Here is a 24,895-nt window from a genome sequence, read left to right as displayed (position 1 = left end):
CTTTTCAAAGCGACCCGAGGTAGCGCTGGCTTTCCCCCAGGGCTTCCCGTGGGTTCGCCACCAGGTCCTGCTCCACGAAAAAGTGGTCCACGCCGGTCTCAAGGGCTGTTTTTACAATAGCCTGAAGATCCAGAACGCCTTTTCCTGCGGAGGCCATCAGGGGGAAGAGCTCCATCCATTGCCCCGGGTCACCCCCGTCCCCGGAGAAATATTTTCGTTCCTTCATGTCCTTCAGGTGCATGAGCTTATACCTCCCGGCATAGTCGTTCAGGTAGGTTGTGGGGTCTGCCTTGCCGGCAACAGTCCAGAAAACATCCATTTGCAGGAAGACCGACTGCGGATCGGTGGCTTCGACGAGCAACCGGAACGGAACTTTACCGTCCTGCTCCTGAAGGCCGTATCCGTGGTTGTGGTAGGCAAACCTGACCCCTTCATCAAGGGCCGACTTGCCGATGCGGTTAAAGGTGTCCGCCATCTTTTGGTAATCGTCCAGGGATTGGCGCCGCTCGGCCGGGATAAGGGGCAGGGTCACGTAGGTGGCCCCCAATGCCCGGGCTTCCGCTGCCAGGATAGGCATGTGCTGATCAAGGGTATCGAGGTCTGTATGCAGCGAAGGGATTTTCAGGCCCAGGTCGCCGGCCATAGCCTTGAATTCCCCTGTGGAAACCCCGAAACATCCACTTCCCGAAAAGCCCAGAAGCGGAATCAGCTGTTGCCAACTGGCCTTAGTGCTCGCTGCGCTGAACGGATACGGGCCGAACAACTCAAGTTCCCCGTACCCCAGTTCTGCCAGCATGGCGAGGGTACCCCTGAGGTCTGCCTCCAGCATTTTCGGTAGGGAAAACAGCTGAATCCCGATGGTGTCGAGCATTTCAAATGCCCTGACGCCGGAGGGGTTTGCCCCCAGGATGCCCGGAAGGAAGGCACTGCCCAGGGTCCCCAGGGCCGTGGTTTTCACAAAGTCTTTTCGATTCATAGGACGGTTAGGTTTCTTGCTTTGGTCTCTTGTCATAACGGACGGGTGTTGGGGGAACCGGCATCCGGCCTGTTGCCCCTGGCCTCAATCCTGACCCCCGGGATCATCCGATGCAGCGTTGGCAGCAATTTCATGGAGTTTCCGGTCCAGTTCTTCCCTGGGGATCCACCGGCCCCGGAGCATAACCCCATGGATGGTTTCCAGGGCACCGAGGTCCTCCAAAGGGTTTCCTTCGACCAGGAACAGGTCTGCGGCCTTGCCTTCTTCCAGGCTGCCCCATTCCGATTCCTGCCCGAAAAACTGTGCCGGGTGCAGGGTGCCCATCCGAAGGATTTCAGTTGGTGACAGGCCTGCCCGGCGCATGCCGGCCATTTCGTGTTTCAGGGAAAAGCCGGGCACATTGAAGACCTGGGGGGCATCCGACCCCAGCAACAGGCCATGGCCTTCTGCGGCCAGGCGTCGGATCAGTTCCAGGCGGAGGGCATCAAAAGCCTTCCATTGTTCCGGATCCCAGGAAGGATCTTCCATGTATTGCTTTTTGACTTTCCTCCAGGTGTCGAGGGTGGCTTCGGGCATGTATTTCATTTCGGGCTGGGCGAGGAGGCTGTCGGCCTCCGTGGGGGCAAACCAGCGCTCGAACAGGCTCTGGGTGGGAACGACCCAAACCTTGTGCTTTCGGGTAAGCGCCATTAATTCGGGGATAAAAGCGGTGTCAGCCAGGGTCGTAAAGCGGAACCCGAAAAAACCATTGTCTTCCGGTTTCACCCCTGCGGCTTCGGGGACCAGGCCTTCCAGGTAGCCATCTACATGGTCAATGCTGGCATACCCGCTTTCCAGGGCGTGCCGTATCCCCACATCCACCGGTACGTGCCCGGCAAAGGGGATGCCCTCCCGCCGGGCTGCGGCAACCAGGGAATCAAAAACGGCCCTGTTGATCCCGGGATGGATTTTCAGGAAGTCATATCCTTCCCGGGTGTACTGCTGTACTTTTTCCATGGCTTCCTCGGGAGTTCTGACCGTGTTTCCGTTTAGCGAAGGACTCGAGGTAAATATCCTGGGGCTGGGGATTTCCCCTTTTTTCGCCTGCTCTCGGAGCCCGAGGTGATAAGGGTGCCCCAGCATGCCCCTGATGGTGGTGACCCCCCGGGCGAGGTACAGGTAAAGGGTTTCTGCAATTCGCGTTTCGGAAACAGGGGGCGAGGGGATGTGGGCATGCATCTCCGTAAGGCCCGGGACCGCATAGGCCCCCTTGCCGTCAATGATAACAGGGTAGCGTTCGGGATGTGTGATTTGCGATGCGATTTGCACGATTCTACCGGAGTCCACAGCGATTTGCTGGTTTTCTACCACCGTACCCCTTTCCACATCCACAATTTGGACGTTGCGGATCAGCAGGGCCGATTGGCTCACGGCTTCGGGAGAGGACTTGCAGCCGGCAAGAAGCAGGGCCATCAAGGGGAGGAGTTTCCTGGTCATAGGGTATGGCGTTACCTTTTATGTGCAGGGTTTTGGGTGGAACCCGGCGTTCCAAAAGGTAAAAAGATTTAGCGATTTATATAGCGGCGGATCCCGATAAAAATGAAAATAAACCCGGAATAACTGATAAAGAAAGGGAAAATGAAGTCTTTCAACCCCAGGGCCAGCATTAAGCCGATCATCAGGAGTTGGAAGCCCAGGCCAAAAGTGGAAACGGCCGTCATGAGCCATTTGGGAAGGTGTTTTGCCGAGGGGGCTTTGCGGTCCATGGCGTAGATCGCCCGGTCGAAAAGGCCGTAACACCCCTGGTACAGTCGGAAGAGGAAGGTTACCCAGCCCTGGCGTTCCCCCGCAAGGGCTTTCGGGGGGGTACGTTCAAAAATGCGGCTTGTGGTGTCGCCTTGAAAGCGTCTTTTAAGGATGGCGTAATAGTAGTTGTATAGGGTTCCCTGCAGTTGCAGGCCCAGAAAAGCCAGCAGGAAGAACCATTTGGATCCGTCGGTAACCTGCCAGATGCTGTACATCAGCAACAGGTTGATCCCAATGTCGGCTACAGAATCGAGGTAGCGCCCGGTATAGGAAGGGGTTTTCCGCATTCGTGCCAGTTCCCCGTCTGCGGCGTCCAGGATGGATTTCAGAACCAGGAAGAAAACGGCAGTCCAGTAGTGCTGCTGGTAGATACTGAAGATGGCCAGCAGGCCGCAAAGTGCAAATCCAAGGGTTACGTGTACGGGTGTTAGCGGGGTGGGGACCAGCCAGGAAGCGATCTGCCGGCCAAAAGGCCTTCCATAGTCCGAAAGGTCTAAAAATTGTTGGTTTTCCGGAAGCTTTGACATTTGGGGCTTCCCGGGCGGGTTCTGGTTTCAGCGCGCAGGGGAGGCAGCCGGGAAGGTTCAAAGATAACCTTTTTAAAACAAACAAGAGCACTTCCCTTAACACACCGGGGGGGGCGGGGCCCTTTACAGGCCCCTTGGGATCACATAGAGGTTGGTGTCCACCTCAAAGGTTACGGGTTGGCGGCCAAAGGAAGTTTCCTTCCAGGCTGCCGTGGGGTAAATCCACGATTCCTCCCCATCGAGGAATACCCGAACCGGCATGTCGAAACCATCGACAATATCGCGGTACCGGTAATGCAAAACCACGCCGTCCCACCGGTACTCCAGCACCGGGATGAGCGTAGTGCGGAGGTACTGGTCAAAAAAGGCCGAAAGGTCTTTCCCGGTCTTCTCGCTGAGGAAGCCTTCGATCTGTTCGGTGGTCACTGTCTGGTGGCGGAAAGTTTCATTCAATCCCCGGAGCACCCTGCGCCACAGAGCGTCATCCTCAACCAGGATCCGCAGGGTGTGCAGCATGTTGGCCCCTTTGTAGTACATGTCGCCGGAGCCTTCGCGGTTTACCCCGTAGGTTCCGATGATGGGGCGGTCATTGCGGATCCTCGCCCGGGTGCCGACCACGTATTCCGAGGCTGCGCGGGAGCCAAAGTGGTAATCGAGGTAGAGGTTTTCGGAGTAGGCTGTGAACCCTTCATGGATCCACATGTCCGCGATATCCTTGTAGGTAATGCTGTTGGCGAACCATTCATGGCCCGCCTCGTGGATAATGATAAAATCGAATTTCATCCCCCAGCCGCTGCCCGAAAGGTCATACCCCCTGTACCCGTTCTGGTACCCGTTGCCATAGGTTACGGAACTCTGGTGTTCCATCCCGAGATAGGGCACCTCCACCAGTTTAAAGCTGTCTTCATAGAAGGGATACGGCCCGAACCAGTACTCGAAGGCCTCCAGCATCAGGGGAACCTGCCGGAATTGCTCTTTTGCCTTATCCAAATTTTCAGGCAGTACGTAGTAGTCCAGGTCCAGGGCCCCATTTTCACCTTCGTAGGTTTCCCCGAAATGCGCATAGTCGGCAATATTCACGTTTACCCCGTAATTGTTGATGGGGTTGCTGACCGTCCAGTGGAAAACGCGGGTCTCCCCCTTGTCGATTACTTCTTTTAGCCTTCCGTTGGACACGTTCATCAGGGGTTTGGGCACCTCAACCCGTATCGACATGGAGTCTGCCTCGTCGTACATGTGGTCCTTGTTGGGCCACCAGGCACTGGCCCCCAATCCCTGGCAAGAGGTGGCCACAAACGGCAGGCCCCTGCTGTCCTGTTTCCATGAAAACCCGCCGTCCCAGGGGGCATTTACCGCTTCCCTGGGCTTCCCGGAATACCGAATTTCCACTGCCTCGAAGCTTCCGGGATCCTGTGCTTTTTCCAGGAGGATGAAGTGCGCATTGCCGTCTTTTTCCACCTCCAGTTCCTGGCCTTCCTGGAATGCAGCCTCCAGGCGAAGGGGCTCCTGCAGGTCCACCTGCAGGCGGTTTCCGGGCTGCAATACCTCATATCGGATGGTATTCCGGCCGGTAATGCTCCGGCTTTCGGGGTCTACTTCCACATATAAGTCGTAGTGGTTGAGGTCCCACCAGGCCCGCTCGGGGGTGATGCTGCCCCTGAGCGTATCCTGACGGGTATAGGTTTCCTGTGCGATTCCCCAGAATGCTGTCAACAAGAGGGAGGCAAATAACAGTCTTTGTTTCATAACGCCTTGCTTAAAGGTCCTGATCCCCGGGGGTAGCCCCCTCCCGTTCCAGGAGGTAGGCATACCGGCTGCCCCTGACGATCCGGGTATAGTCGTCTGTGGTGAGCAATTCTTTCACAGCCTGTTTTTTATCGGGGTGGCCCTGGTAGAAGGATTTGCTTATGAGATAGCCCACGGCATAGCCAAGATCGTTTGGACGGTCTTCAATATCCCCGTTATACAACCATTTGGAGGTGTCTTCCTCAAACAATTCCTGCTGTAGTTCCCCGAAAATCCATTCGCGGTTACCCCGGTCGGCGAGGAATTCCAGGTTTTCGCTCTCCTGGGGTTCCCCCGAGCACAGCTCTACCATAAAATCGCATACGCCTTCCCGCAGGACCGCGCTAAGGAGGGTGCCCTCCCGCAGGGTGTCCCTGTAATTTTGCTGGAAATGCATCAACTCGTGGATGGTGATTCTGGGAAGGTCCCTGAAGGTCATGATGGATTCTTCCTGCCATTCGCTGAGTTGTTCCGTGGGCATCCGGGGGGAGCGGCCGTACATGTCTGCCCCCAGGAACATCCCCATTTCAGTTGCGGTACCCCCGGAGTTCAGGATCCCGGGCACCAGGAATACCTTGGGGAAGACCGCCTCGGGGAACACCTCCCGAAAATGTTCCATCCACAGGGTGGTGGTCTGTTGCAGGGCCCTGAGGCTGTCCGGTTTGAACTGTTCCCTTAGATACCGGTAATATTCCGGGGCGGCATTGATCATCTGCCCGTACATATTGCCTATACTTCCGTAACGTACCACATAAAAGTCCCTGATTTCCGGGGGCCCTGAAAGGACGAAGGCCCTGAGGTGTTGCCGGGCCCGGGAGGTGTCGGCCATGGCAGAATCGAAAAAGGGCCAGAAGCGTTCCATGGAACCTGCTTTCATCTCGAAATTGGACACTTGTTTCAACTCCGTTCGGATGGAATCAAGCCTTCCTTGCAGGGACTCCCACAGGGCGCCCCCGGGCACCTGCTTCCTCCCGCCGATTTTTTCCAGGATGTTCGGGTTCGACATGCCCCGGTCGATAGCCCGGTGCAACATGGAAGCCGTGGCTTCCTCCATGCCGGCATTCCAGTAGGCACGGGCAGCCTCCACATAGAGTTCCGAGGCCTGCAGGTCCCGGTTGGCCGCCTGGAGGGTATCCCCAAGGGCCTGGTAGGCCCCGCGTTCCAATAGCCTCTGGTAAAGTTGAAAAAACCCCTCCAGTTCGGGCAGGTGCATCGTCTGGTAATCTACCTCAGGTGCCTTTTCAGGGGAGGTGGAACAGCCCGGCAAAAGGGCCAGGAGACCTGAAAGTAAAAAGACGGTGCGTTTCATCGGGGCATCTTTTTAATTGCGGAAGATCCCGGAGGGAAAGACCACCGGGCTCTCATGCCCGTCTTCACCCACCGCGGCCACGCCAAAGAAATAATTATCAATAACGATGCCATCCAGGGTCACTTCTGAGGCCCCTTCCACATAGCGGAAGTGGTCCCAGGTGGGGGAGGTGGTATCGCGCCAGTAGACTTTGTACCCTTTGGCGCCCGGTACGGGTTCCCAGCGCAGGCGGGCGGAAGGTTCCACGATCCCGCCGATTTCCACCCCGGAAGGCGCCGGGGGCGCCCACCCCAGGGAGGCCAGGGTAATGGCATTGACCGCGGTCAGTTTGGCGGCATATCCAAAATCGACAAACTCCAGCAGATCTCCGTATTGTATGCCCTCCTCAACCCTGATATCCTGGTGCTGCTGGGTATAGTTTTCATGGGCCTCCATGATCCGGACCCCTGCAAAGCCAAGGTCGTTGAAGGGCCGGTGGTGCCCTCCCCGCCCGAAGCGGTCGAGGCGGTAGATCAGCATGGGGTTCATCCCGGGCATATAGGTGCGGGTTGTCCGATGGATGTACCGGGCCAGTTGGCGGGAGATCCCATCCACTTCGCCCCCGTAAAAGCGTCGGGCCATGCGTTCCCTTTCGGTTTCAGTCGGGGGTACCGGCTCGGAGAAGATCCTGAAATCCCGGTTGCTCACGACCCCATCGACCCCCCGGATATTTCCGATCATGTCGTTGTTGATGACCCCGATCAGTTCCCAGGCATTGTCGCGGGCGTATTCTGCCAGGCCCCGGCCGCCGAAGAGCCCTTGTTCTTCGCCGGAAAGCCCCACATAGGCGATGCTGTTGTCGAAACGGTATTTGGAAAGTACCCGGGCGGCTTCAAGGACCCCGGCCATGCCACTGGCGTTGTCGTTGGCCCCGGGGGAATCGGAAGTCGCATCGTTGGCATCGCTCACCCTGGAGTCGATATCGCCGCTCATCATCACATAACGGCCCGGATGCTTTTGCCCCCTTTGCACGGCGACCACGTTCACCACCCAGACATCTTCCGGGATGCGTTGGTTTTCCCCGGCCTTCACCAGGTTTTTCTGGTAAAAAACTTCCAGGCAGCCCCCGCAGGTTGCTGAAATTTTTTCAAATTCCGCCCTGATCCACCGCCGCGCGGCACCGATTCCCCGTGTCTGGGAAACCGTATCGCTAAGGGTGTGCCGGGTGCCAAACCCGGCAAGGGTGGTGATATCGTTACCGATCCGCGCTGCAGATACCGATTCGATAATGTCATATATACGGGGGTCGGTTTGCGCCGGCAGGGCGGTGCACCCCAGGGCCAGCCCAAGGAAAAGCAGGAATTTTTTCATAGGTATGTGTTCAGGTCTTTACTTTGAAGTTCAAAGGGTGAATTTAGGGAATCCCGGGCCCCCGTCAAAACAGGATCGGCCAACCGCCTGCTGTTTTTCACCCCGCCCCCTGGGGACATGCGGATTCCTGAGCGCCCCGGGGTTACCGGCCTGCCGGTACCGGTTCGGCCGCGAAGGCCAGTTGGGTCCCCTCGCGATTGGTGGCCAGGCGGGTCAGATGGCCCAGGGACGTCGGGAAGCTGTGGAGCACCTCCCAACTTTGGCTGGTTTCGGGGGTGAAGGCAAGCAGCTGGTTTTCTTTCCCGCAGAGCAGCCTGCCGTCGGGTAGCCGGCCAAGGTCCTGAACCCCCCCGGGAAGGGAAACGATACGGTTTTGCTCCAGGCCCTCCGGATCCATCGAATACGCTACCGAATGCCCGTTTTCCGTCCTCGTGTAAATAAACTGTTTTGTGCCGGGGACCGGCAGGAGCGACCTGCCGACATTCCTTTCGACCATGGTCGCCCGTTGCTCGCCCACATCGAGAAGGAACAGGTCCATCCGGTCTTCCACCAGCACGGTACAGGCAACCTTATCCTCAGTCAGCCAGAGGTAGTACCCCACCTTAAGGGTCGGATGCAGGGGGACCGATGCCCCGCCTTCCGGTGGATACTCGTAGAGGCGTTGCAGGCCGGTGCTGTCGAGCCGGACTGCGGACAGGGAAGCCTTCCCCGGGATTTCCATGGGAGAGAATTCTCCTCCCCGGGGGGTATTCGTGCGCCAGGAGGTTTCCCCGGTTTCCGGGGAATAGAGGGCAATATCGGTTTGCCCATCCCGCGTGCGGGAATATACTATGTTCCCTTCCCGGGTGAAGGATGGCTGGTTGTCATACCCGGGATTCCGGGAAATATTCACCGGCTCAGAAACCCGGGTTTCCCCGTTTTTCGTGGTCAGGCCAGCCAGGTAGACGTCGGTTTCGGGCTGGGCATAGACCCCTCCCCCTCCGGGCAGCAGGGGGAGAAACACCAGCGCCAGGTAGCTGATCAAGGCCTTTTTAAGCGTTTTTTCCATGGGTATACGGGCTAACGGCCATGGGACACCCCGGGCCTTAACGGGGTAAAACTAAAACATTCTGTGGGTATCCACGGGTTACTTTCCTGCCTCGAAATCGGCAAAATGCCGCAGCAATTCCCTAACGGCACCGATGCCTTCCAGGTAATACCGCGCCTGGGTTTTCATGCGGCCAACTTTTACCGTCACCGCTTCCCGCGGCAGTTCCTGGAACATGAATTCATCGGTCCAGTCGTCCCCGATGGCAAAGATGAAGTCATAGGGCCTGCGCGCTATCATGCGCATGGCGGCACGCCCCTTGTTCACATTGCTGCTCTTGATCTCCACCACCTTGTTGCCATTCAGGACGCTGAGGTCATCGTTGGCAATCAGGGAGGTCAGGACGGTGTTCAGCTCCGAAGCGCGTTTCTGCCCGAAGTCGGGGTCTGTGTTGCGGTAGTGCCAGGCCAGGGAGTAATTCTTGTCTTCGATAAAGGAGCCCGGGGTCCGGTCCACAAAAGATTCCAGGACAGGCCGGATCTTCGGCATCCAGTCGTTCTTTACATTTTCCAGCAGCTGGAATTCCTTCCCGTTTTCCGAGATCCACACCCCGTGTTCCACGATCATGGAAAAATTTTTTCCTTCGAACCAACGCCCCAGCGTTTCCTTATCGCGCCCGCTGATCAGGAAGACCTCGGTGTGCTCCTGCCGGTTGAGGGCATCGAGCAACTCCATCAGCGCGGGGTCGGGGACTACTTTGGTGGGGTCGTTTTTGAACCCGGCCAGGGTGCCATCGTAATCCAGGAACAGGATGCGGCTTTTGGCTTTCCGGTATTGCCCCATCAGGGTGTCGATATGGTCCAGGGTCAGCTTGCTCGCCACATACGGGGCATCCTGCTTTTTCTGTGCCAAAAGGGAGTCCATAAAATCCTGCGCCCATTTCTCCACATCATACCGTTCCAGGCGCTTTTGCATGGGGGCATTGCGGGCTGCCTGTTCCTCCGGGGGCATATTGATCGCCTGGTCCAGGGCCTGGGCGATTTGCTCGAAATTGTTCGGGTTGATCAGCAGGGCCTCGTGCAGCTCATTGGCCGCCCCGGCCATCTCACTTAAAATAAGCACCCCCGACTGGTCGGTCCGCGTGGCGATATATTCCTTGGCCACCAGGTTCATCCCGTCCCGGATCGGGGTCAGCCAGGCGATATCGCAGCTGGTATACAGGTCGATGAGGTTTTCAAATTCCAGGGAGCGGTAGAAGTACCAGATCGGGGTCCAGCTTACTGTGGAAAGTTCCCCGTTAATCCGCCCTACCAGTTCGTCAATTTCCTTTTTCAGGCGACGGTATTGGGGAACCTTTGAGCGGGAAGGCACCGCCAGGATGATCAGGCGCACTTTTTCCCGGTAATGAGGGTACTTCTGCAGGAAATATTCAAAGGCCTTCAGGCGTTTGGCGATACCCTTGGTATAGTCGAGGCGGTCTATGGACAGGAAAAACTTGGCTTCCGGGGTGGAGGCCTTGTGCAGGTTCAGGCGGCGCTGCAGGTCAGATTCCTCCCCTTCTTCCATGGCGGCATGCCTGAGGGCGGCTTCCCGGAATTTTTTGTAATCGATCCCCATGGGAAAGGAATCCACCTTGGCCACCCGCCCTTCGAGGTGAATTTCGTTAAAGTTTACCTCCAGCCCGAGCAGGCGGCGAACCGAACTGAGGAAGTGCCTTTCATAGTCGTAGGTATGAAAGCCAATCAGGTCGGCACCGAGCAGTCCCCGCAGGATTTCCTTCCGCCAGGGAAGTGTCCGGAAAATTTCAAAGGAGGGAAAGGGGATATGGAGGAAAAACCCTATGGAAAGCCCGGGACGCTGCTGCCGGACCATTTCGGGCACCAGTAACAACTGGTAATCGTGTACCCACACCACGTCCTCTTCCCCGGCTTCTTCCACAACGGCGTCTGCGAATTTCCGGTTGACCGCCTCATAGACCTCCCAGTTGGCCAGCTCGAATTCCGAATACTCCATGAAATAATGGAACAGCGGCCACAGGGTGCGGTTGCTGAACCCGAAATAGAAGCCGTCTACTTCTTCCCTGCTGAGGGATACCTTGAGGCACCCGTGGCCTGCCAGGGCCTTGTCGATGTCGCCTTCCAGGTCCCCGGGGGTTTCTTCCCGGGTCAGCCCGCTCCAGCCGATCCAGAGGCTCTCCCCATCCTGGTGGACCGACTTCATCCCGGTAGCCAGTCCCCCAACACTCGGGATGGCCTCGATGCGACCCTCGCTGATTCGTAATTGGACCGGAAGGCGGTTTGAAAGGATGATGGTTTTGCTCATTTCAGGGGATTTTTTCGTTTAAAGGACCCATTTTCCCTAAATTTCGGCAAAAAGGCCCGGATGGCCAATAAAAACCACTGATTTAAGGAAACTACTGCCTATGGATAACCTCGACTACGGTATTATTGGAAACTGCCGTTCTGCTGCCCTCATTTCCAAAACCGGCTCCCTGGACTGGTGCTGCCTCCCGGAGTTCGATTCTTCTTCTGTGTTTGCCAGGCTCCTGGATGAAGAGAAGGGCGGGAGTTTTGAAATCCTGGTCGAACCCGGGTATGAAGTCACCCAATACTACAAAAAGGAAACGGCCTTACTGGTTACCCGGTTTTCCAGGGGCCCGGACCGTTTCGAAGTCAGGGATTTCATGCCGCGCTACCGCAATCGCGACGGCAGTTACCACACCCCTCCGGAAATCATCCGCTACATCAGGCACCTGGGAGGCAGCCCGGTTTTCCGGGTGAAATACGACCCCCGTCTGGAATATGCCCAGGGGGAAACCCGTACGTATGTAAAACACTCCTTTGTCGTCAGCCTTAATGAGGGGGATAAATTCGACACGGTATTCCTGTATACTTCCTTCAACAAAAACGCAGTGATGGAAGGCCGGCCCATAACCCTCCGGGAAGACGGCTTTTTCCTTATGGGCTACAATGAAAAGCTTTTTAAACCCACCACGCGAAACATGTACCTCGAAATGGAGCGAACCAAGGTCTACTGGCTTAACTGGAGCAGCCAGACGCCGAGGTACCGCGAATACAATGCCGCGATCAACCGCTCGGCCATTACCCTGAAGCTGTTGAGTTACGACCGGACCGGGGCGGTACTGGCGGCGGCCACGACTTCCCTCCCGGAAACCCTGGGGGAGGTGCGCAATTGGGACTATCGCTTCTGTTGGATCCGTGACGCGTCCATGGTGGTAAAGGTAGTTTCCGACCTTGGGCATAAAGAAGTGGCCCGTCGTTACCTGAAGTTTGTCGTGGACCTGATTCCTGACAAGGATGAAAAACTCCAGATCATGTATGGCATCAATGGGGAGAAACAGCTGACCGAAACAACCCTGGATCACCTCAGCGGGTATAAAGGATCCCGGCCGGTGCGGGTGGGCAACGCAGCGTACCGCCAACGGCAGAATGACATTTACGGGATCCTTATGGACGTGATCCATACCCAGTTGGTCCGATTCCCCAACGATATCGAATACGGGGAAGAGCTTTGGTCGCTCACTAAAGGCATTGTCTGGATCGTACAGAAGCACTGGAAAGAACCCGACAAGGGCATCTGGGAATTTCGGACCGAAGACAGGCATTTTACCTTCTCCAAGGTACTGTGCTGGGTGGCCATCGACCGGGCAATCAAGGTGGCGCGGATTTTTCGCAAGCAGCAGAAAATCGACAAATGGCTTCTCCTGGAAGCGGAGATTCGGGAAGACATCCACCACAAAGCCTGGAATGAGGAGGCAGGGGCCTTTACCCAGGCCTATGGCACCCGGTACCTCGATGCCTCGGTCCTGCTGATGGAACCCTATGGTTTTATCGATGCGATGGATCCCCGCTATGTGAGCACCGTAAAGGCCATCGAAAGGGAGTTGAGCCATGAAGGCCTCCTTTACCGGTACAAGAACGAGGATGATTTCGGGCTGCCCTCGTCTTCCTTTACCATCTGTACCTTCTGGTTTATCAACAGCCTTTTCCGTATAGGGGAAGAAGGGCGGTCAAAGGAGTGGTTTGACCGGGTCCTGGGCTACAGCAACCACCTGGGCCTGTTCAGCGAGGATATCGACTTTAAGACCAAACGGCTGCTCGGGAATTTCCCCCAGGCGTATTCCCACCTGGCCCTGATCGAATGCGCCCTGAATTTTTCCCGGAAAGCCAGCGAACAGGAGGTGCTGCAAAGCATACAGGATTAAGGGGCAGATTCCTTCATCACTCGGTGTCCCAATGCTTCGAGGTGATCGACCAGGCTTTCGAGGTCTTTGGGCTCTGTAAAGGGGTTCATCAGGGTGGTGCGGAGGTAATAGCGTCCCTGCAACCGGGTCTGTACGAGATAGAATTGCCCCTGTTCCAGGACCAGTTGCCGCATGCGGGCGTTCAGGTTGTCCAGGGCTTCTTCGGGGACCCCGGCGGGGACCCAACGGAAACAAAGGATGTTCGATTGAGGATGCGCGAAGAGTTCCCACCTTTCCCTCCCGTCCAGCATTCGGGCAAATTCCCTGGCCAGGTCATACTGCCGGTCCAGGTAGGCCCCAAAGATGCCTTCTCCATACTGGTGGAGTACGGCATACCAGCTTAAGGCGCTGGTGAGCTTTGTACATTCAAAGGTGCGCTTGGCCCCGTTATACCAGTCTTCCTCCGGGGTCTCCGTAAGGAGGTATTCCGCCTCCTGGCTGAAGGTGGTGTAAGAGTCGGCCCCTTCCCTGAAGAGCAGGGCCGTGGTGATTACCGGCATCCCCATCATCTTGTGCCCATCGATCACAACGGAATCGGCCCCATCAATCCCGGAGAGTATATGGCGGTATTTTTCAGAACACACTGCGGCACCGCCATGGGCCCCGTCTACATGGAACCACAGGTTTTTCTCCCGGCAGAATTCGGCCTGGGCCCGCAGGTCATCATGCGTGCCCGTGGCCGTACAGGGGGCGCTGCCCACCAGGGCGAAGACCTCCAGCCCCCGGGAGGTGGCGTCCCGATACATTTGTGGCAACAGGGAAGTGTCCATGCTGAAATCTTCCCGTACGGGCACTTTGAGTACCCCGTCGGTACCCAGGCCCATGATGCGGGCCGCCCGGTCCACGCAGTAATGGGCGGCTTCGCTGACCAGAATTGCAAGTCCGCCGCTGTATCCTTCGTTCCAAATGTCGTGTCGGGCCCTGTTCCGCCGCGCAGACAGCAGGGCGGTCAGGTTGGCCAGGGTCCCGCCTGAGGTCAGGAACCCCCTGGCCCTGTCGGAATATCCTACTTTCCTGCATAGCCAGTCGGTGACTATCCGCTCCATGGCCGTTGGGGCCATCCCCATTTCGTATACAGCCATACCGTTGTTCAGGGTGCCACCCAGAAGCGCCATCAGGGAAGCGAGGGGAAGGGGAGGGGCTACCTGGTGCCCCATGTATTTCGGGTGGTGTACCCGGGTGATCCGTTCCAAAACGTCCCCTGCAAAACTGTCGTTTGTGCCATTTCGGAGATACTCTTCCCAGAAAGCCAGGGCTTCCCGGGGTTCCCTATACTCCAAAACTTTTCCAAATCCGCCCTGTGCGGCAGACAGGTGGTCCGCCAGCCTGTGGACCAGCCTGCAGCCGGCTTCCCGGAAGTGTTGCGGATCGTAAGCGTTTTCCAGCAGGGTCTTTTCCATGCCCTAAATGTAGGTTGTTTCCTTTACTCTGTCAATGAAAAAAAGGCCGGGATGCAGGCGGGGTGCAGGCTGGGAGGGTAATTTTGTTTTTGGGGGGTGGGGGGGGGGGTCCCTTTAGCCCAAAACAGGCCACCTTAAGGCATCACTGGTAAAATCGCGAAATACGGCCAAATGAAAAAAAACCGCCCCATGCAGGGGCGGTCATATCTGATCGGGATTCCACCGACAAGGGTCAATCAAAGGTATATCCGTTGTCCTCTGCCACCCGGTCGGCGATCAGTTCCCGAAGGGCCGCTACATTGGGAGGGTTTTGGTATTTGGTAAACCGTTTAAGGCCCATCAGCATCATGCGTTGTTCGTCTCCTTCGGCAAAGGAAACGATGGCCTCCTTGCCTTTTTTGATCACGATGTCCGCCGCCTCGTAGAGGTAGAGGCGCGCCATGGCAATCTGGGCTTCCTGGGAGGCTTCCCCAAAGCGTTTGGCGTTCTTTTCAGCCCGCAGAACTGCCGATTCCGCCATATACACCTCGATGAGGATATCGGAGGCCGACAGCAACAGTTGCTGGTGTTCCTCGAGGTCGGGGCCAAACTTTTGGACTGCCCTTCCGGCAACCATAAGGAACACTTTTTTCAACCGGGCGATCAGGTCTTTCTCCTCGGCAAACAGCTCGGAGAAATCAGGGGTGTCGAAACTGGGGATACCCATTAGTTCTTCACCTACCGCCGTGGCCGGGCCCAGCAGGTCCACATGTCCTTTCATGGCTTTTTTGATCAGCATGCCCACTGAGAGCATCCGGTTGATCTCGTTGGTCCCTTCGTAGATCCGGGCGATACGCGCATCCCTCCAGGCCGACTCCATAGGGGTGTCGGCACTGAAGCCCATCCCCCCGAATACCTGAATCCCCTCATCTGTGGTCTGCTGCACATCCTCTGAAACCGCTACCTTCAGTAGGGAACATTCTATGGCGTACTCCTCCACCCCTTTGAGTTCGGCCTCCTGGTGCGAGTTCCCCGCGGCAACCCTAAGGGCAATGCGGTCCTCGATGTTTTTGGCCGCCCGGTAGGAAGCGGATTCGCCCACATAGGCATTGGTCGCCATGGTGGCAATTTTGGCCTTGATCGCCCCGAAGTCGATGATCGGTGTCCCGAACTGCACGCGTTCCTTGGCATAGCGCACGGCTTCATCGGTTACCCTGCGCTGGGCTTCAAGGCAGGCCGCAGCCAGTTTGATCCGGCCCACATTCAGCGCATTCATGGCAATCTTAAAGCCATTGCCCCGCTCGGAAAGCATGTTTTCCACCGGTACCCGGGTTTCATTGAAGAACACCTGGCGGGTAGAGGAGGAGTGGATCCCCAGCTTTTTTTCCTCGTCTCCAAGGGTGATCCCATTTTCAGGGTCGTTTTCCACAATAAAGCCGGTGATGTACTTGTCGTCCTCGATCCTGGCGAATACGATGAAAAGGTTGCAGAAGCCGGCATTGGAGATCCACATCTTCTGGCCGGTGATCCTGTAGTATTTCCCGTCTTCTGAGAGCACTGCCCTGGTTTTTCCGGAGTTGGCGTCAGACCCCGCCCCGGGCTCCGTAAGGCAATAGGCCCCGAACCATTCCCCACTGGCCAGTTTGGGCACGTATTTTTGCTTTTGCTCTTCGGTACCATAGAGGGTAATGGGAAGGGTCCCGATCCCCGTATGGGCGCCAAATGCGGTACTGAACGACCCGGTGGCCCCGGAGATATAATCGCAGACCAGCATGGTGGAGACAAAGCCCATCCCCATGCCCCCGTACGCCTCAGGGACCGCAATGCTTAAAAAGCCCAGTTCGCCGGCCTTCTTCATGCATTGTTCAGTGAATGCGTAGTCTTTTTGTTCGAATCGTTCCCAATGGGCCCAAAGTTCCCGGTCGACAAATTCAACGGCGCTCTCGCGCATCATTTTTTGTTCCTCATCCAGGTCTTCCAGCGTGAAGATGTCTTCACAGGCGGTTTCCTTAACCAGGAACTGCCCACCCCTCAGAATGTCCTTTTGTTTGGTTTCGCTGCTCATGTTTTACGTATTTCCGTGACTAATTTTTTATGTCCCCGGGGTTAAAACCCTTCAGGACAGGAATTCATAAATGCCGGCGGCCCCCTGCCCGGTACCCACGCACATGGTCACCATGCCGTATTTGCCCGTCAGGTTCCTGTGCCGCATCTCCTCAAAGAGTTGTACCGACAATTTGCCCCCGGTACATCCCAGGGGGTGCCCCAGGGCTATGGCCCCGCCGTTTACATTGACCAGGTCAGGGTTAAGGCCGAGTTCCCTGATGACCGCCAGGGACTGGGAGGCAAAGGCTTCATTCAGCTCGATAAGCTCCAGGTCCTTCAGTTTCAGGCCGGCCAGGTCCAGGGCCCTCGGAATGGCTTTAACCGGGCCGATCCCCATGATCCGTGGCTCCACCCCAACGGCGGCGTAATTCACCAGGCGGGCAATGGGTTCCAGGTTTAGTTCTTTTACCATCGCTTCGCTCATAACCATCACAAAGGCAGCCCCATCGCTCATTTGGGAGGAATTCCCCGCCGTTACGCTACCCCCGGAAGCGAAGACCGGTTTTAACCTGCCCAGGGCTTCCACGGAGGTATCGGCCCGCGGGCCTTCATCGGCTTCCACGGTATACGATTTTGACGTTTTCTTTCCCCTGCCGTCCACGAAGGTGTGGTCCACGGTGATGGGCACGATCTGGGAATCGAATTTCCCTTCCTGCTGGGCTTTCAGGGCCTTCTGGTGCGATTGGTAGGCGAATTCGTCCTGGTCTTCCCGGGAGACCTTAAATTGATCGGCAACGGCTTCTGCAGTCAGCCCCATCCCCCAGTAATAGTCTTCATGGCCTGCTTTGGCAAGGCGGTAGTCCGGCACGGGTTTATATCCGCCCATGGGGATATAACTCATGCTTTCAGCACCCCCGGCGATGATGCACTCCGCCATGCCCGACCGGATTTTGGCCGTCGCCATGGCGATGGTCTCCAGGCCGGAAGCGCAATAGCGGTTTATGGTAACCCCGGGTACATCCACCAGGTCGAGTCCCATCAGGGAAATCAGCCGGGCCATGTTGAGCCCCTGTTCCGCTTCGGGCATGGCGTTGCCCACCATCACGTCGTCGATCCGTTTTTTATCCAGCCCGGGCAGCTCCTTCATCATGTGGGCGATGACCTCGGCAGCCATCTCGTCAGGCCGCTTGAAACGGAAGGTGCCCCTGGGGGCCTTTCCGACGGCAGTCCGGTATGCTTTAACGATATAGGCGTCTTTCATAATAGGTTTGCTTTGCGATGCGATTAATTTCTTAAGGGTTTTCCGGTCTTAAGCATGTGCTGGATGCGCTCCAGGGTCTTGCGTTCGGTGCAGAGGGAAAGGAAGGCTTCCCGTTCCAGCTCCAGCAGGTAAGCCTCGCTGACATAGCTGGCCTCTGAGAGGTCGCCCCCTGCCATCACATAAGCGAGCTTGTTGGCGATCTTTTTGTCGTGTTCCGAAATGTACCGGCCGGCCTTCATGGAATCGGTCCCGACCAGGAACATCCCCAGGGCCTGTTTGCCCAGCACCTTGATGTCGTTCCTGGGGATGGGCTGGGTATAACCGCTTTCGGCCATCAGCTTAGCGTGCGCTTTTGCGGTGGCAATCTGGCGGTCCTTGTTTACCACGACCACATCCTTTCCTTTTTGCAAAACCCCGAAGTCAAACGCTTCATAGGCTGAGGTGGAAACTTTTGCCGTGGCTACGGCCAGGAAATATTCCCGCAGGGCGTTTAGCTCCACATCGTCCTTGCGGAAGGTATCTGAAGCCCGAAGGGTCATCTCCTTGGAGCCGCCCCCGCCGGGGATCACCCCAACGCCAAATTCAACCAGCCCCATATAGGTCTCGGCGGCAGCCACCACTTTGTCTGCGTGCAGGCTGAGCTCGCATCCCCCTCCCAGGGTCATCCCGTGGGGCGCTGCAATAACCGGGATAGACGAATAGCGCATCCGCATCATGGTATCCTGGAAATACTTTATCGCCATGGCCAGCTCGTCATATTCCTGTTCCACGGCCATCATAAAGATCATTCCGATGTTCGCCCCAACTGAGAAATTCGCAGCCTGGTTGCCCACCACCAGTCCCTGGAAGTCCTGCTCAGCCAGGTCCACGGCTTTGTTCAGGCCAGCCAGTACATCCCCGCCAATGGTGTTCATCTTGGAACGGAATTCCACGTTCAGGATGCCGTCTCCAAGGTCCTCGACCACCACCCCGGTATTGCTGAACACCTCCCTGGTTTTCCGGATGTTGTCCAGGATGATAAAGGCATCCTGCCCGGGGATCCTGGCGTAGGTTTTGGCCTCCGGGTCATAGCAAAGGGTGTCGCCATCGGCAACGCTGTAAAAGGAGGTGATACCCGCTTTTTTCATTTTGTCCACCCACCCCGCCGGCGATTGCCCAACGGAGGCGATCAGTTCCAGGCCCTTGTCCAGACCAATGGCATCCCAGATCTGGAAGGGCCCGTGTTCCCATCCAAAGCCGGCCTTCATGGCATCGTCGATTTTATAGGGGGCATCGGTGATCTCGGGGATGCGGTGGGTAACATAGGCAAACAGGGCGCCAAAGCTTTTGCGATAGAATTCCCCCGCCTTATCTTTTCCGGCGACCAGCACCGGGAAGCGGTCGATGACGTTATCAATGGTTTTGGTCTGCTCCAACGTGGCAAAACCGGCCTTTTTATTGGAGCGGTACTCCATGGAGTCGAGGTCGAGGGTCAGGATTTCGCTGGAACCGTCCGGTTTGCGGACCTTTTTATAAAATCCCTGCCCGCTCTTACTGCCGAGCCATGCCTGGTCGACCATGGTTTGGATGAAGCCCGGCAGCTGGAACAGCTCATGCCGTTCATCGCCCGGGCAATTCTCCCGGATCCCGTTGGCCACGTGAACCAGGGTATCCAGCCCCACCACATCCACGGTGCGGAAGGTGGCCGATTTCGGTCGCCCGATGACCGGCCCGGTGAGTTTGTCCACTTCCTCAACGGTCATCCCGAGGTCTTTCACGGCGTGAAACAGGCTCATGATGCTGAAGATCCCGATCCGGTTTCCGATGAAGGCCGGGGTGTCTTTGGCCAGTACCGAAGTTTTACCGAGGAATTTTTCCCCATAGGCGGCGAGGAATTCCAAAACATCCTGCCGGGTTGCCGGCCCGGGGATGACCTCAAACAGCTTCAGGTAGCGGGGCGGGTTGAAAAAATGCGTTCCGCAGAAATGCTCCTGGAAATCGGCGCTGCGCCCCTCGCTCATAAAGGCGATGGGGATACCGGAGGTGTTGGAGGTAATCAGGGTTCCCGGTTTGCGGTGCTTTTCGAGTTGTTCGAAGACCTGCTTTTTGATATCCAGGCGCTCCACGACCACCTCGATGATCCAATCGGCTTCAGAAACCCTGGAAATATCATCTTCCAGGTTTCCCGTTTTAATGCGTTGTGCAAAACTGCGGTGGTAAATGGGCGAAGGGTTCGATTTCAGGGCGCCGGCCAGGGAATCGTTCACCAGGCGGTTTCGCACCGCCTTATCCTGCAGGGTCAGGCCCCTGGCTTTTTCAGCCTCGTTGAGTTCCCTTGGGACGATGTCGAGCAGGAGTACTTCCACGCCGATGTTGGCGAAGTGGCAGGCGATCCCGCTTCCCATGATCCCCGACCCGATTACGGCCACTTTTTGAATATGTCTGTTCTTCATGGATACAGGCTATTTGGTAGTTGACTCTTTTTCTTTACGGTATATCTTTTTTTCGGAAATCAATTGGTTGATCTTCCCGATGACTGCGAAAAACCCCTCGAGTTCTTCCTCAGTGGTTTCCTGGCGGACTGCCTCATTGAATCGCAGGACCACATCCTTGGAATCCATGCGTTTTTCCAAACCGAAATCTGTGAGGTGGATCAGGACCCCCCGCCCGTCTTCCGGGTTGGGCCGTCGCCGGATCAGGCCCTTTTCTTCCATGGCTTTAAGGATTCGGGAAAGGCTGGTGGCCTCCATGCCCATCTTCGGCCCCAGGGCGGTGGAAGGGGTTCCCGTCTTGGGGTCGATGCTCAGGAGGGTAAAGCCAACGGCCATGGTGCTGTCGAACCGTTTGGCCTCTTCGTTATACATTCGGGCTACGGCCTGCCAGGTGGCGCGCAGGGCATAGTCGATGGTAATGTCCTTCATCATTAGGGGATCCATGGTACCAAATATAGGAAAAAATACTATGCATGCATAATAAATGTAAGGAGAAGTTATCAACAAGCAAAAAGGGAGGCCATGGATTCATCCACAGCCTCCCGTAAGTTTCAAGTCCCCCGGCCAGGGTCCTATGAATGCCCGTAGATATCGTTGTAGAGCGGCAGGTATTTCTCTTTGATGGCCTTTCTGCGCAACTTCATCGTCGGGGTCAGGTGGCCGTCCTCCACGGTCCAGGCTTCGGGGGTCAACCGGAAATCCTTCACTTTTTCCCATTTGGCGAAATTCTCATTAGCCTCTTCCACTTCCTGCCGGAATCGATCCAGGACCCTGGGGCTGGTCAGGGCCGACTCCATGGCTCCGAGGGCAATATCATGCCGTTTCGCCCACTCCAGCAGGAATTCAAAATTGGGTTGGATCAGGGCAGCGGGCATTTTTTCCCCTTCCCCGACCACCATCACCTGCTCGATAAACCGCGACTGCTTCAGGCGGTTCTCCAGGAGTTGGGGGGCGACATACTTCCCCCCGGAGGTCTTGAACATTTCCTTTTTGCGGTCGGTGATCCGCAGGAAGCCTTCCCCGTCGAATTCCCCTATATCCCCCGTATGGAAAAATCCGTCGCTGTCGATGACTTCAGCTGTTTTTTCCGGTTCCTTATAATAGCCCATCATCACATTGGGGCCTTTGCACAGGATTTCCCCGTCCGGGGCGATCACAACCTCGATGCCCTTGATGATCTTCCCCACGGACCCGATTTTCCAACCCCGGTTTCGATGGTCGTTCACCGAGATCACCGGGGAAGTTTCCGTAAGGCCGTATCCTTCCATCACCGGGATACCCGCGGCAGCAAACACCCGGGCAAGCCGCGCCTGCAGCGCCGCACTTCCGGAGACCATCACTTCAAGATTGCCTCCAAGGGCTTCCTGCCATTTGCGGAAAATCAGCTTCCGGGCCAGGCCCAGCTTTTTCTCATACCACCAGCCATTGGCCCCGTAAGGCTTGTATTCAAGGCCCAGCTCAACGGCCCAGAAAAACAGGGCCTTCTTCAGCCCGGTAAGCTCGCTGCCCCGTGCAATGATCTTGTCGTAGACCTTTTCGAGCAGGCGGGGAACCACGGTCATGGTATTCGGCTTTATTTCTTTCAGGTTTTCGCTGATTTTGTCGAGGCCCTCGGCAAAATACACGGTGATTCCGCAATACTGGTAGAGGTACAGGATCATCCGCTCAAAGATGTGGCAGACCGGGAGGAAACTCAGGGCCGACCCCCCTTGCTCGAACGGGACCCGTTCTTTGCTGGCCAGGACATTCGAAACGATGTTATGGTGCGAAAGCATTACCCCTTTAGGCCTGCCTGTAGTCCCGGACGTGTAAATCAGGGTTGCCAGGTCTTCGGGTTTTACTTTTGCTTTGCAGGCTTCCACCTCCGGTTGGTTCGAGGGGTCTGCCCCAAGTTCCTTAACCTCGCTCCAATGTTTGCAGCCCGGGATCCGGTCGAAGCAATACACTTCTTTCAGGGCCGGCACTTCCTTTTGCACGGCCCGCACCTTGTCCAGTACCTCCTGGCAGGAGACGAAACAATAGGTAGAACCGGAGTGGTTCAGGATATAGGCATAATCGGCTTCTGAAATCGTCGGGTAGATGGGGACGTCCTGGGCGCCCAGCTGCAGGATGCCCGTATCCATGATATTCCACTCGGTGCGGTTGGTCATTGAAATAAGGGCAATCTTGTCCCCGGGCTTCACGCCGAGCCTTAGCAGGCCCCTGCTGACGGCATTGGCCTGGTCCAGGTATTCGCTCGTGGAAACCGGGAGCCACTCCCCGTCGTACTTTGTCACCATGGATTTTTCCATGGGGAAGTGCTCATTCTGGTAATAAGGAATATCAAAGAGTCTCGAAATGGATTGCATCGGAGTTAGTTGTTAGCGATTTGCAAAATACGAAAAGCCCGGGGTATTTTACAACAGGATTAGCAATCTCCCAACGGGCTGATTGGGAATCCTGCAAAGGAATACAGAAACCGTAAGGAAAGGTCGGAATCACAGGGAGCCGTTGGCAACGGTATTTTTGCCCAAACCGATCGAGCAGATCTTAGGGGGCAGGGGGCCCTTTGCCCGCCTCTTAAAACCTTTGGATCAGTCCCGGGGGGGCATCCCTTTCAGGAAACGGTCAAAAAAGGAAGCGGTGGCCTCATAGGCCTGCAGCCAGCTGTCGTGCCGCAGGAACCCGTGGACCTCATCGGGGAAAACCAGCACCTCGTTATAGACCCCAAGAGCATCCAGCCTATTTTTAAGGTCTATGGATTGCCCGATCATCACGTTGCGGTCGTCATCCCCGCTGATCAGGAGCACGGGGGATTTCCAGGTCCCGAGGTCTGAAACCGGGGATGATGCCAGGGCCTGCTCCATAAGGCCTTCGGTGAGGCCCCAGCCTCCGCCGGGTGAAAATTCCCGCCCCCGCCAGGCCCAGTCATGCACTCCGTGCAGATCCACCCCGGCTTTGAAAAGATCGGAGTTTCGGGCCAGGCCCATGGCTGTGAGGTACCCGCCGTATGACCCTCCCCACAGCCCGATGGCTTCGGGATCCACTTCAGGCAGTGATTGCAGGTAGCGCGCTGCGGCGAGGATGTCCTGGTATTCGGAAGCCCCCCTGGGCCCCTGGTTGGGCGCCCTGCGGAATGCCCGGCCATAGCCGGTCCCGGAGCGGAAATTTACCGACAGTACCACGTAGCCCCTTGAGGCGAGGTACTGGTTCATACTGTACGCATTGGCGTAATACCCGCTGAAATGGTAGCCCAGGAGCATTTGCCGGATAGGGCCCCCGTGCATGAAAATTACAGCCGGGTATTTTTTCTTTGCCCCCGGGGGTGGGGCAAAAAGCTGCCCGTGGATTTCCAGCCCATCTGGGGCCGTAAACCTTACCTCCCCGGGTTTTTGCAGCATTCCCTTTGGGAAGCTGGCGCCCTGGGGCCCAAGTACAGTCTGTTCTCCTTGTTTTTGCAATACGGCCGTGGTGGGCTGGTTATACCCCCCTTCCCGGTAGGCCAAAACCTCCCCGGCCAGGCCCACAGCATGGGTCTGGATGCCTTCTGGGCCCGTTATTTGCTCCGATTTACCGCGTTCCAGATCGGTCCTCCAAAGGTGACGCCGGTTAAGGTCCCCGCAATTGCTTGAGGAGTACAGGTAGCGCCCGTCGGGGGAAAGGTTGCTGTCTTCCGTTTCGCAGGCGCCGGGGGTAAGGTCGGTCAGCCCCGAGCCGTCAGGCCTTATCGCGTAGAGGTGGTTCCAACCCTGGTGTTCGGAATAAAACAGGAGCCGGTTCCCCGGGGTCCACCGCAGGGGGGCGTTGGGGTAGTACTGGGCGAACCCCCCGTCATCTGCCGGGGATTTCCAGATCGACTGGGCCTGGCCGGTATCGGCATCCCCCACCATGAGTTCAAAGGGGTTCCCTCCGGTAAGGTCCCTGAGTTCCCCCTGGCTGCGTCCCGGCCTGCGCAGGAAGGCTATGCGTTTTCCATCAGGGGCCCAGGCAGGATACTCATCAAACCCCAGCCCGGGGGCGATCCATCGCAGGCGGTGGGTTTCCAGGGAATAAACGCCGATAAAGCTGTGGTCGGTCCGGGGGCTCACAAAGGCAATCCGGCTGCCATCAGGCGACCAGGACAGGGAACCCACCCCGGCGCGAACTTCAAACAGCAGGCTGGTTTGCGGCTCTGGCCCGGTGATGTCTTTTAGCAGGTACACCTGCTTTCCCCTTGAGAAAAGCAACGCTTTTCTATCTGGGCTGAGGTGGGCCCCCGACGCGCTGGCCAGGGTGTCAATGCGCCCGTCCGACAGGCGGATCCGGATTAGTTTTTGCTCGGGCACCCCGGGGAGGCTGGCCGGGTTTGCAGGTTCGCCGCTGCGGTTGGGGCCATTGCCCCGAACATAAAAAAGGAAGTCCGGCAAGACTGCCTCCAGGGAAATGGCAAGGCCATCGTCTTCGGAGTATCCGCTGACCTGGCGGGGAGCCACGGCGGAAACAGGCGTATACCAGATGTTTCGGACCCCTTTTTCATTGACCACCCAGGCCAGATGCTCCCCGTCAGGGGAGGCATTCAGGGATTCCGTATAGGGCGCCCCAAGGACTTCTTCCAGGCTGAACTGGGCCTGGAGGAAACCCGGAAACAACCATAAGGACGCCAAGAGCCCCAGGAATTGCAGCGATTTTTTCATAGGAGTGGGGATTAAGCAAAAGATCTTTCCCCTAAAATATGAAAAAAGCGGGCAAAGGGGACA

16 protein-coding genes are annotated in these 24,895 nt (G+C 56.9%); 1 reads left to right on the top strand and 15 read right to left on the bottom strand.

From position 1 onward, the window contains the following. Positions 1–4: 4 nt before the first annotated feature. The 8 genes from NG653_RS10790 to NG653_RS10755 form a co-directional block, all read right to left on the bottom strand. Positions 5–976: a sugar phosphate isomerase/epimerase family protein gene (locus NG653_RS10790; protein WP_252741714.1), complete on the bottom strand. Its 972-nt coding sequence runs from the start codon at positions 974–976 to the stop codon at positions 5–7. Positions 977–1,060: 84 nt separating this feature from the next. Continuing rightward, positions 1,061–2,452, bottom strand: coding sequence for an amidohydrolase family protein (locus NG653_RS10785; RefSeq protein WP_252741713.1), 1,392 nt, complete (start codon positions 2,450–2,452; stop codon positions 1,061–1,063). A gap of 68 nt (positions 2,453–2,520) precedes the next feature. Next, positions 2,521–3,288, bottom strand: a complete 768-nt coding sequence (locus NG653_RS10780; protein ID WP_252741712.1) for a CDP-alcohol phosphatidyltransferase family protein — start codon at positions 3,286–3,288, stop codon at positions 2,521–2,523. 123 nt (positions 3,289–3,411) lie between these two features. Further along, on the bottom strand, positions 3,412–5,034 hold the full coding sequence (locus NG653_RS10775) for a M1 family metallopeptidase (RefSeq protein ID WP_252741711.1): 1,623 nt from the start codon (positions 5,032–5,034) through the stop codon (positions 3,412–3,414). Positions 5,035–5,044: 10 nt separating this feature from the next. Beyond that, positions 5,045–6,382, bottom strand: a complete 1,338-nt coding sequence (locus NG653_RS10770) for a DUF2268 domain-containing putative Zn-dependent protease (protein WP_252741710.1) — start codon at positions 6,380–6,382, stop codon at positions 5,045–5,047. Between the two features lie 12 nt (positions 6,383–6,394). Further along, positions 6,395–7,732, bottom strand: a complete 1,338-nt coding sequence (locus NG653_RS10765) for a M28 family peptidase (protein WP_252741709.1) — start codon at positions 7,730–7,732, stop codon at positions 6,395–6,397. 142 nt (positions 7,733–7,874) lie between these two features. Next, positions 7,875–8,780 (bottom strand): TolB family protein, encoded by a 906-nt coding sequence (locus NG653_RS10760; RefSeq protein ID WP_252741708.1) that lies wholly within the window; start codon positions 8,778–8,780, stop codon positions 7,875–7,877. Between the two features lie 78 nt (positions 8,781–8,858). After that, a complete protein-coding gene (locus tag NG653_RS10755) occupies positions 8,859–11,081 on the bottom strand; it encodes a bifunctional alpha,alpha-trehalose-phosphate synthase (UDP-forming)/trehalose-phosphatase (protein ID WP_252741707.1) in 2,223 nt (740 codons plus the stop codon). Between the two features lie 100 nt (positions 11,082–11,181). Here NG653_RS10755 and NG653_RS10750 point away from each other — a divergent pair, with 100 nt between their 5' ends. Continuing rightward, positions 11,182–12,984 (top strand): glycoside hydrolase family 15 protein, encoded by a 1,803-nt coding sequence (locus NG653_RS10750; RefSeq protein ID WP_252741706.1) that lies wholly within the window; start codon positions 11,182–11,184, stop codon positions 12,982–12,984. On the opposite strand, the gene NG653_RS10745 is transcribed toward NG653_RS10750, so the two are convergent. The 7 genes from NG653_RS10745 to NG653_RS10715 all read right to left on the bottom strand — a co-directional run bounded on the left by NG653_RS10745 (position 12,981) and on the right by NG653_RS10715 (position 24,832). Continuing rightward, positions 12,981–14,423 (bottom strand): pyridoxal phosphate-dependent decarboxylase family protein, encoded by a 1,443-nt coding sequence (locus NG653_RS10745; RefSeq protein ID WP_252741705.1) that lies wholly within the window; start codon positions 14,421–14,423, stop codon positions 12,981–12,983. The genes NG653_RS10750 and NG653_RS10745 overlap by 4 nt on opposite strands. Before the next feature lie 232 nt (positions 14,424–14,655). Then, positions 14,656–16,467, bottom strand: coding sequence for an acyl-CoA dehydrogenase FadE (locus NG653_RS10740; protein WP_252741704.1), 1,812 nt, complete (start codon positions 16,465–16,467; stop codon positions 14,656–14,658). A 51-nt stretch (positions 16,468–16,518) separates the two neighbouring features. After that, positions 16,519–17,709 (bottom strand): acetyl-CoA C-acyltransferase, encoded by a 1,191-nt coding sequence (locus NG653_RS10735; RefSeq protein WP_252741703.1) that lies wholly within the window; start codon positions 17,707–17,709, stop codon positions 16,519–16,521. Positions 17,710–17,732: 23 nt separating this feature from the next. Then, positions 17,733–20,141, bottom strand: coding sequence for a 3-hydroxyacyl-CoA dehydrogenase/enoyl-CoA hydratase family protein (locus NG653_RS10730; RefSeq protein ID WP_252741702.1), 2,409 nt, complete (start codon positions 20,139–20,141; stop codon positions 17,733–17,735). A gap of 9 nt (positions 20,142–20,150) precedes the next feature. After that, positions 20,151–20,609, bottom strand: a complete 459-nt coding sequence (locus tag NG653_RS10725) for a MarR family winged helix-turn-helix transcriptional regulator (protein WP_252741780.1) — start codon at positions 20,607–20,609, stop codon at positions 20,151–20,153. A 143-nt stretch (positions 20,610–20,752) separates the two neighbouring features. Further along, positions 20,753–22,528 (bottom strand): AMP-dependent synthetase/ligase, encoded by a 1,776-nt coding sequence (locus NG653_RS10720; RefSeq protein ID WP_252741701.1) that lies wholly within the window; start codon positions 22,526–22,528, stop codon positions 20,753–20,755. Positions 22,529–22,753: 225 nt separating this feature from the next. Further along, positions 22,754–24,832 (bottom strand): S9 family peptidase, encoded by a 2,079-nt coding sequence (locus NG653_RS10715; RefSeq protein ID WP_252741700.1) that lies wholly within the window; start codon positions 24,830–24,832, stop codon positions 22,754–22,756. Positions 24,833–24,895 lie beyond the last annotated feature (63 nt).

Source organism: Robiginitalea marina (genome assembly GCF_024006985.1).
GTDB classification, from domain to species: Bacteria; Bacteroidota; Bacteroidia; order Flavobacteriales; family Flavobacteriaceae; genus Robiginitalea; species Robiginitalea marina.
Note: the sequence above shows the minus strand (reverse complement) of the source record. Positions and strands in the feature narration are given on the sequence as shown.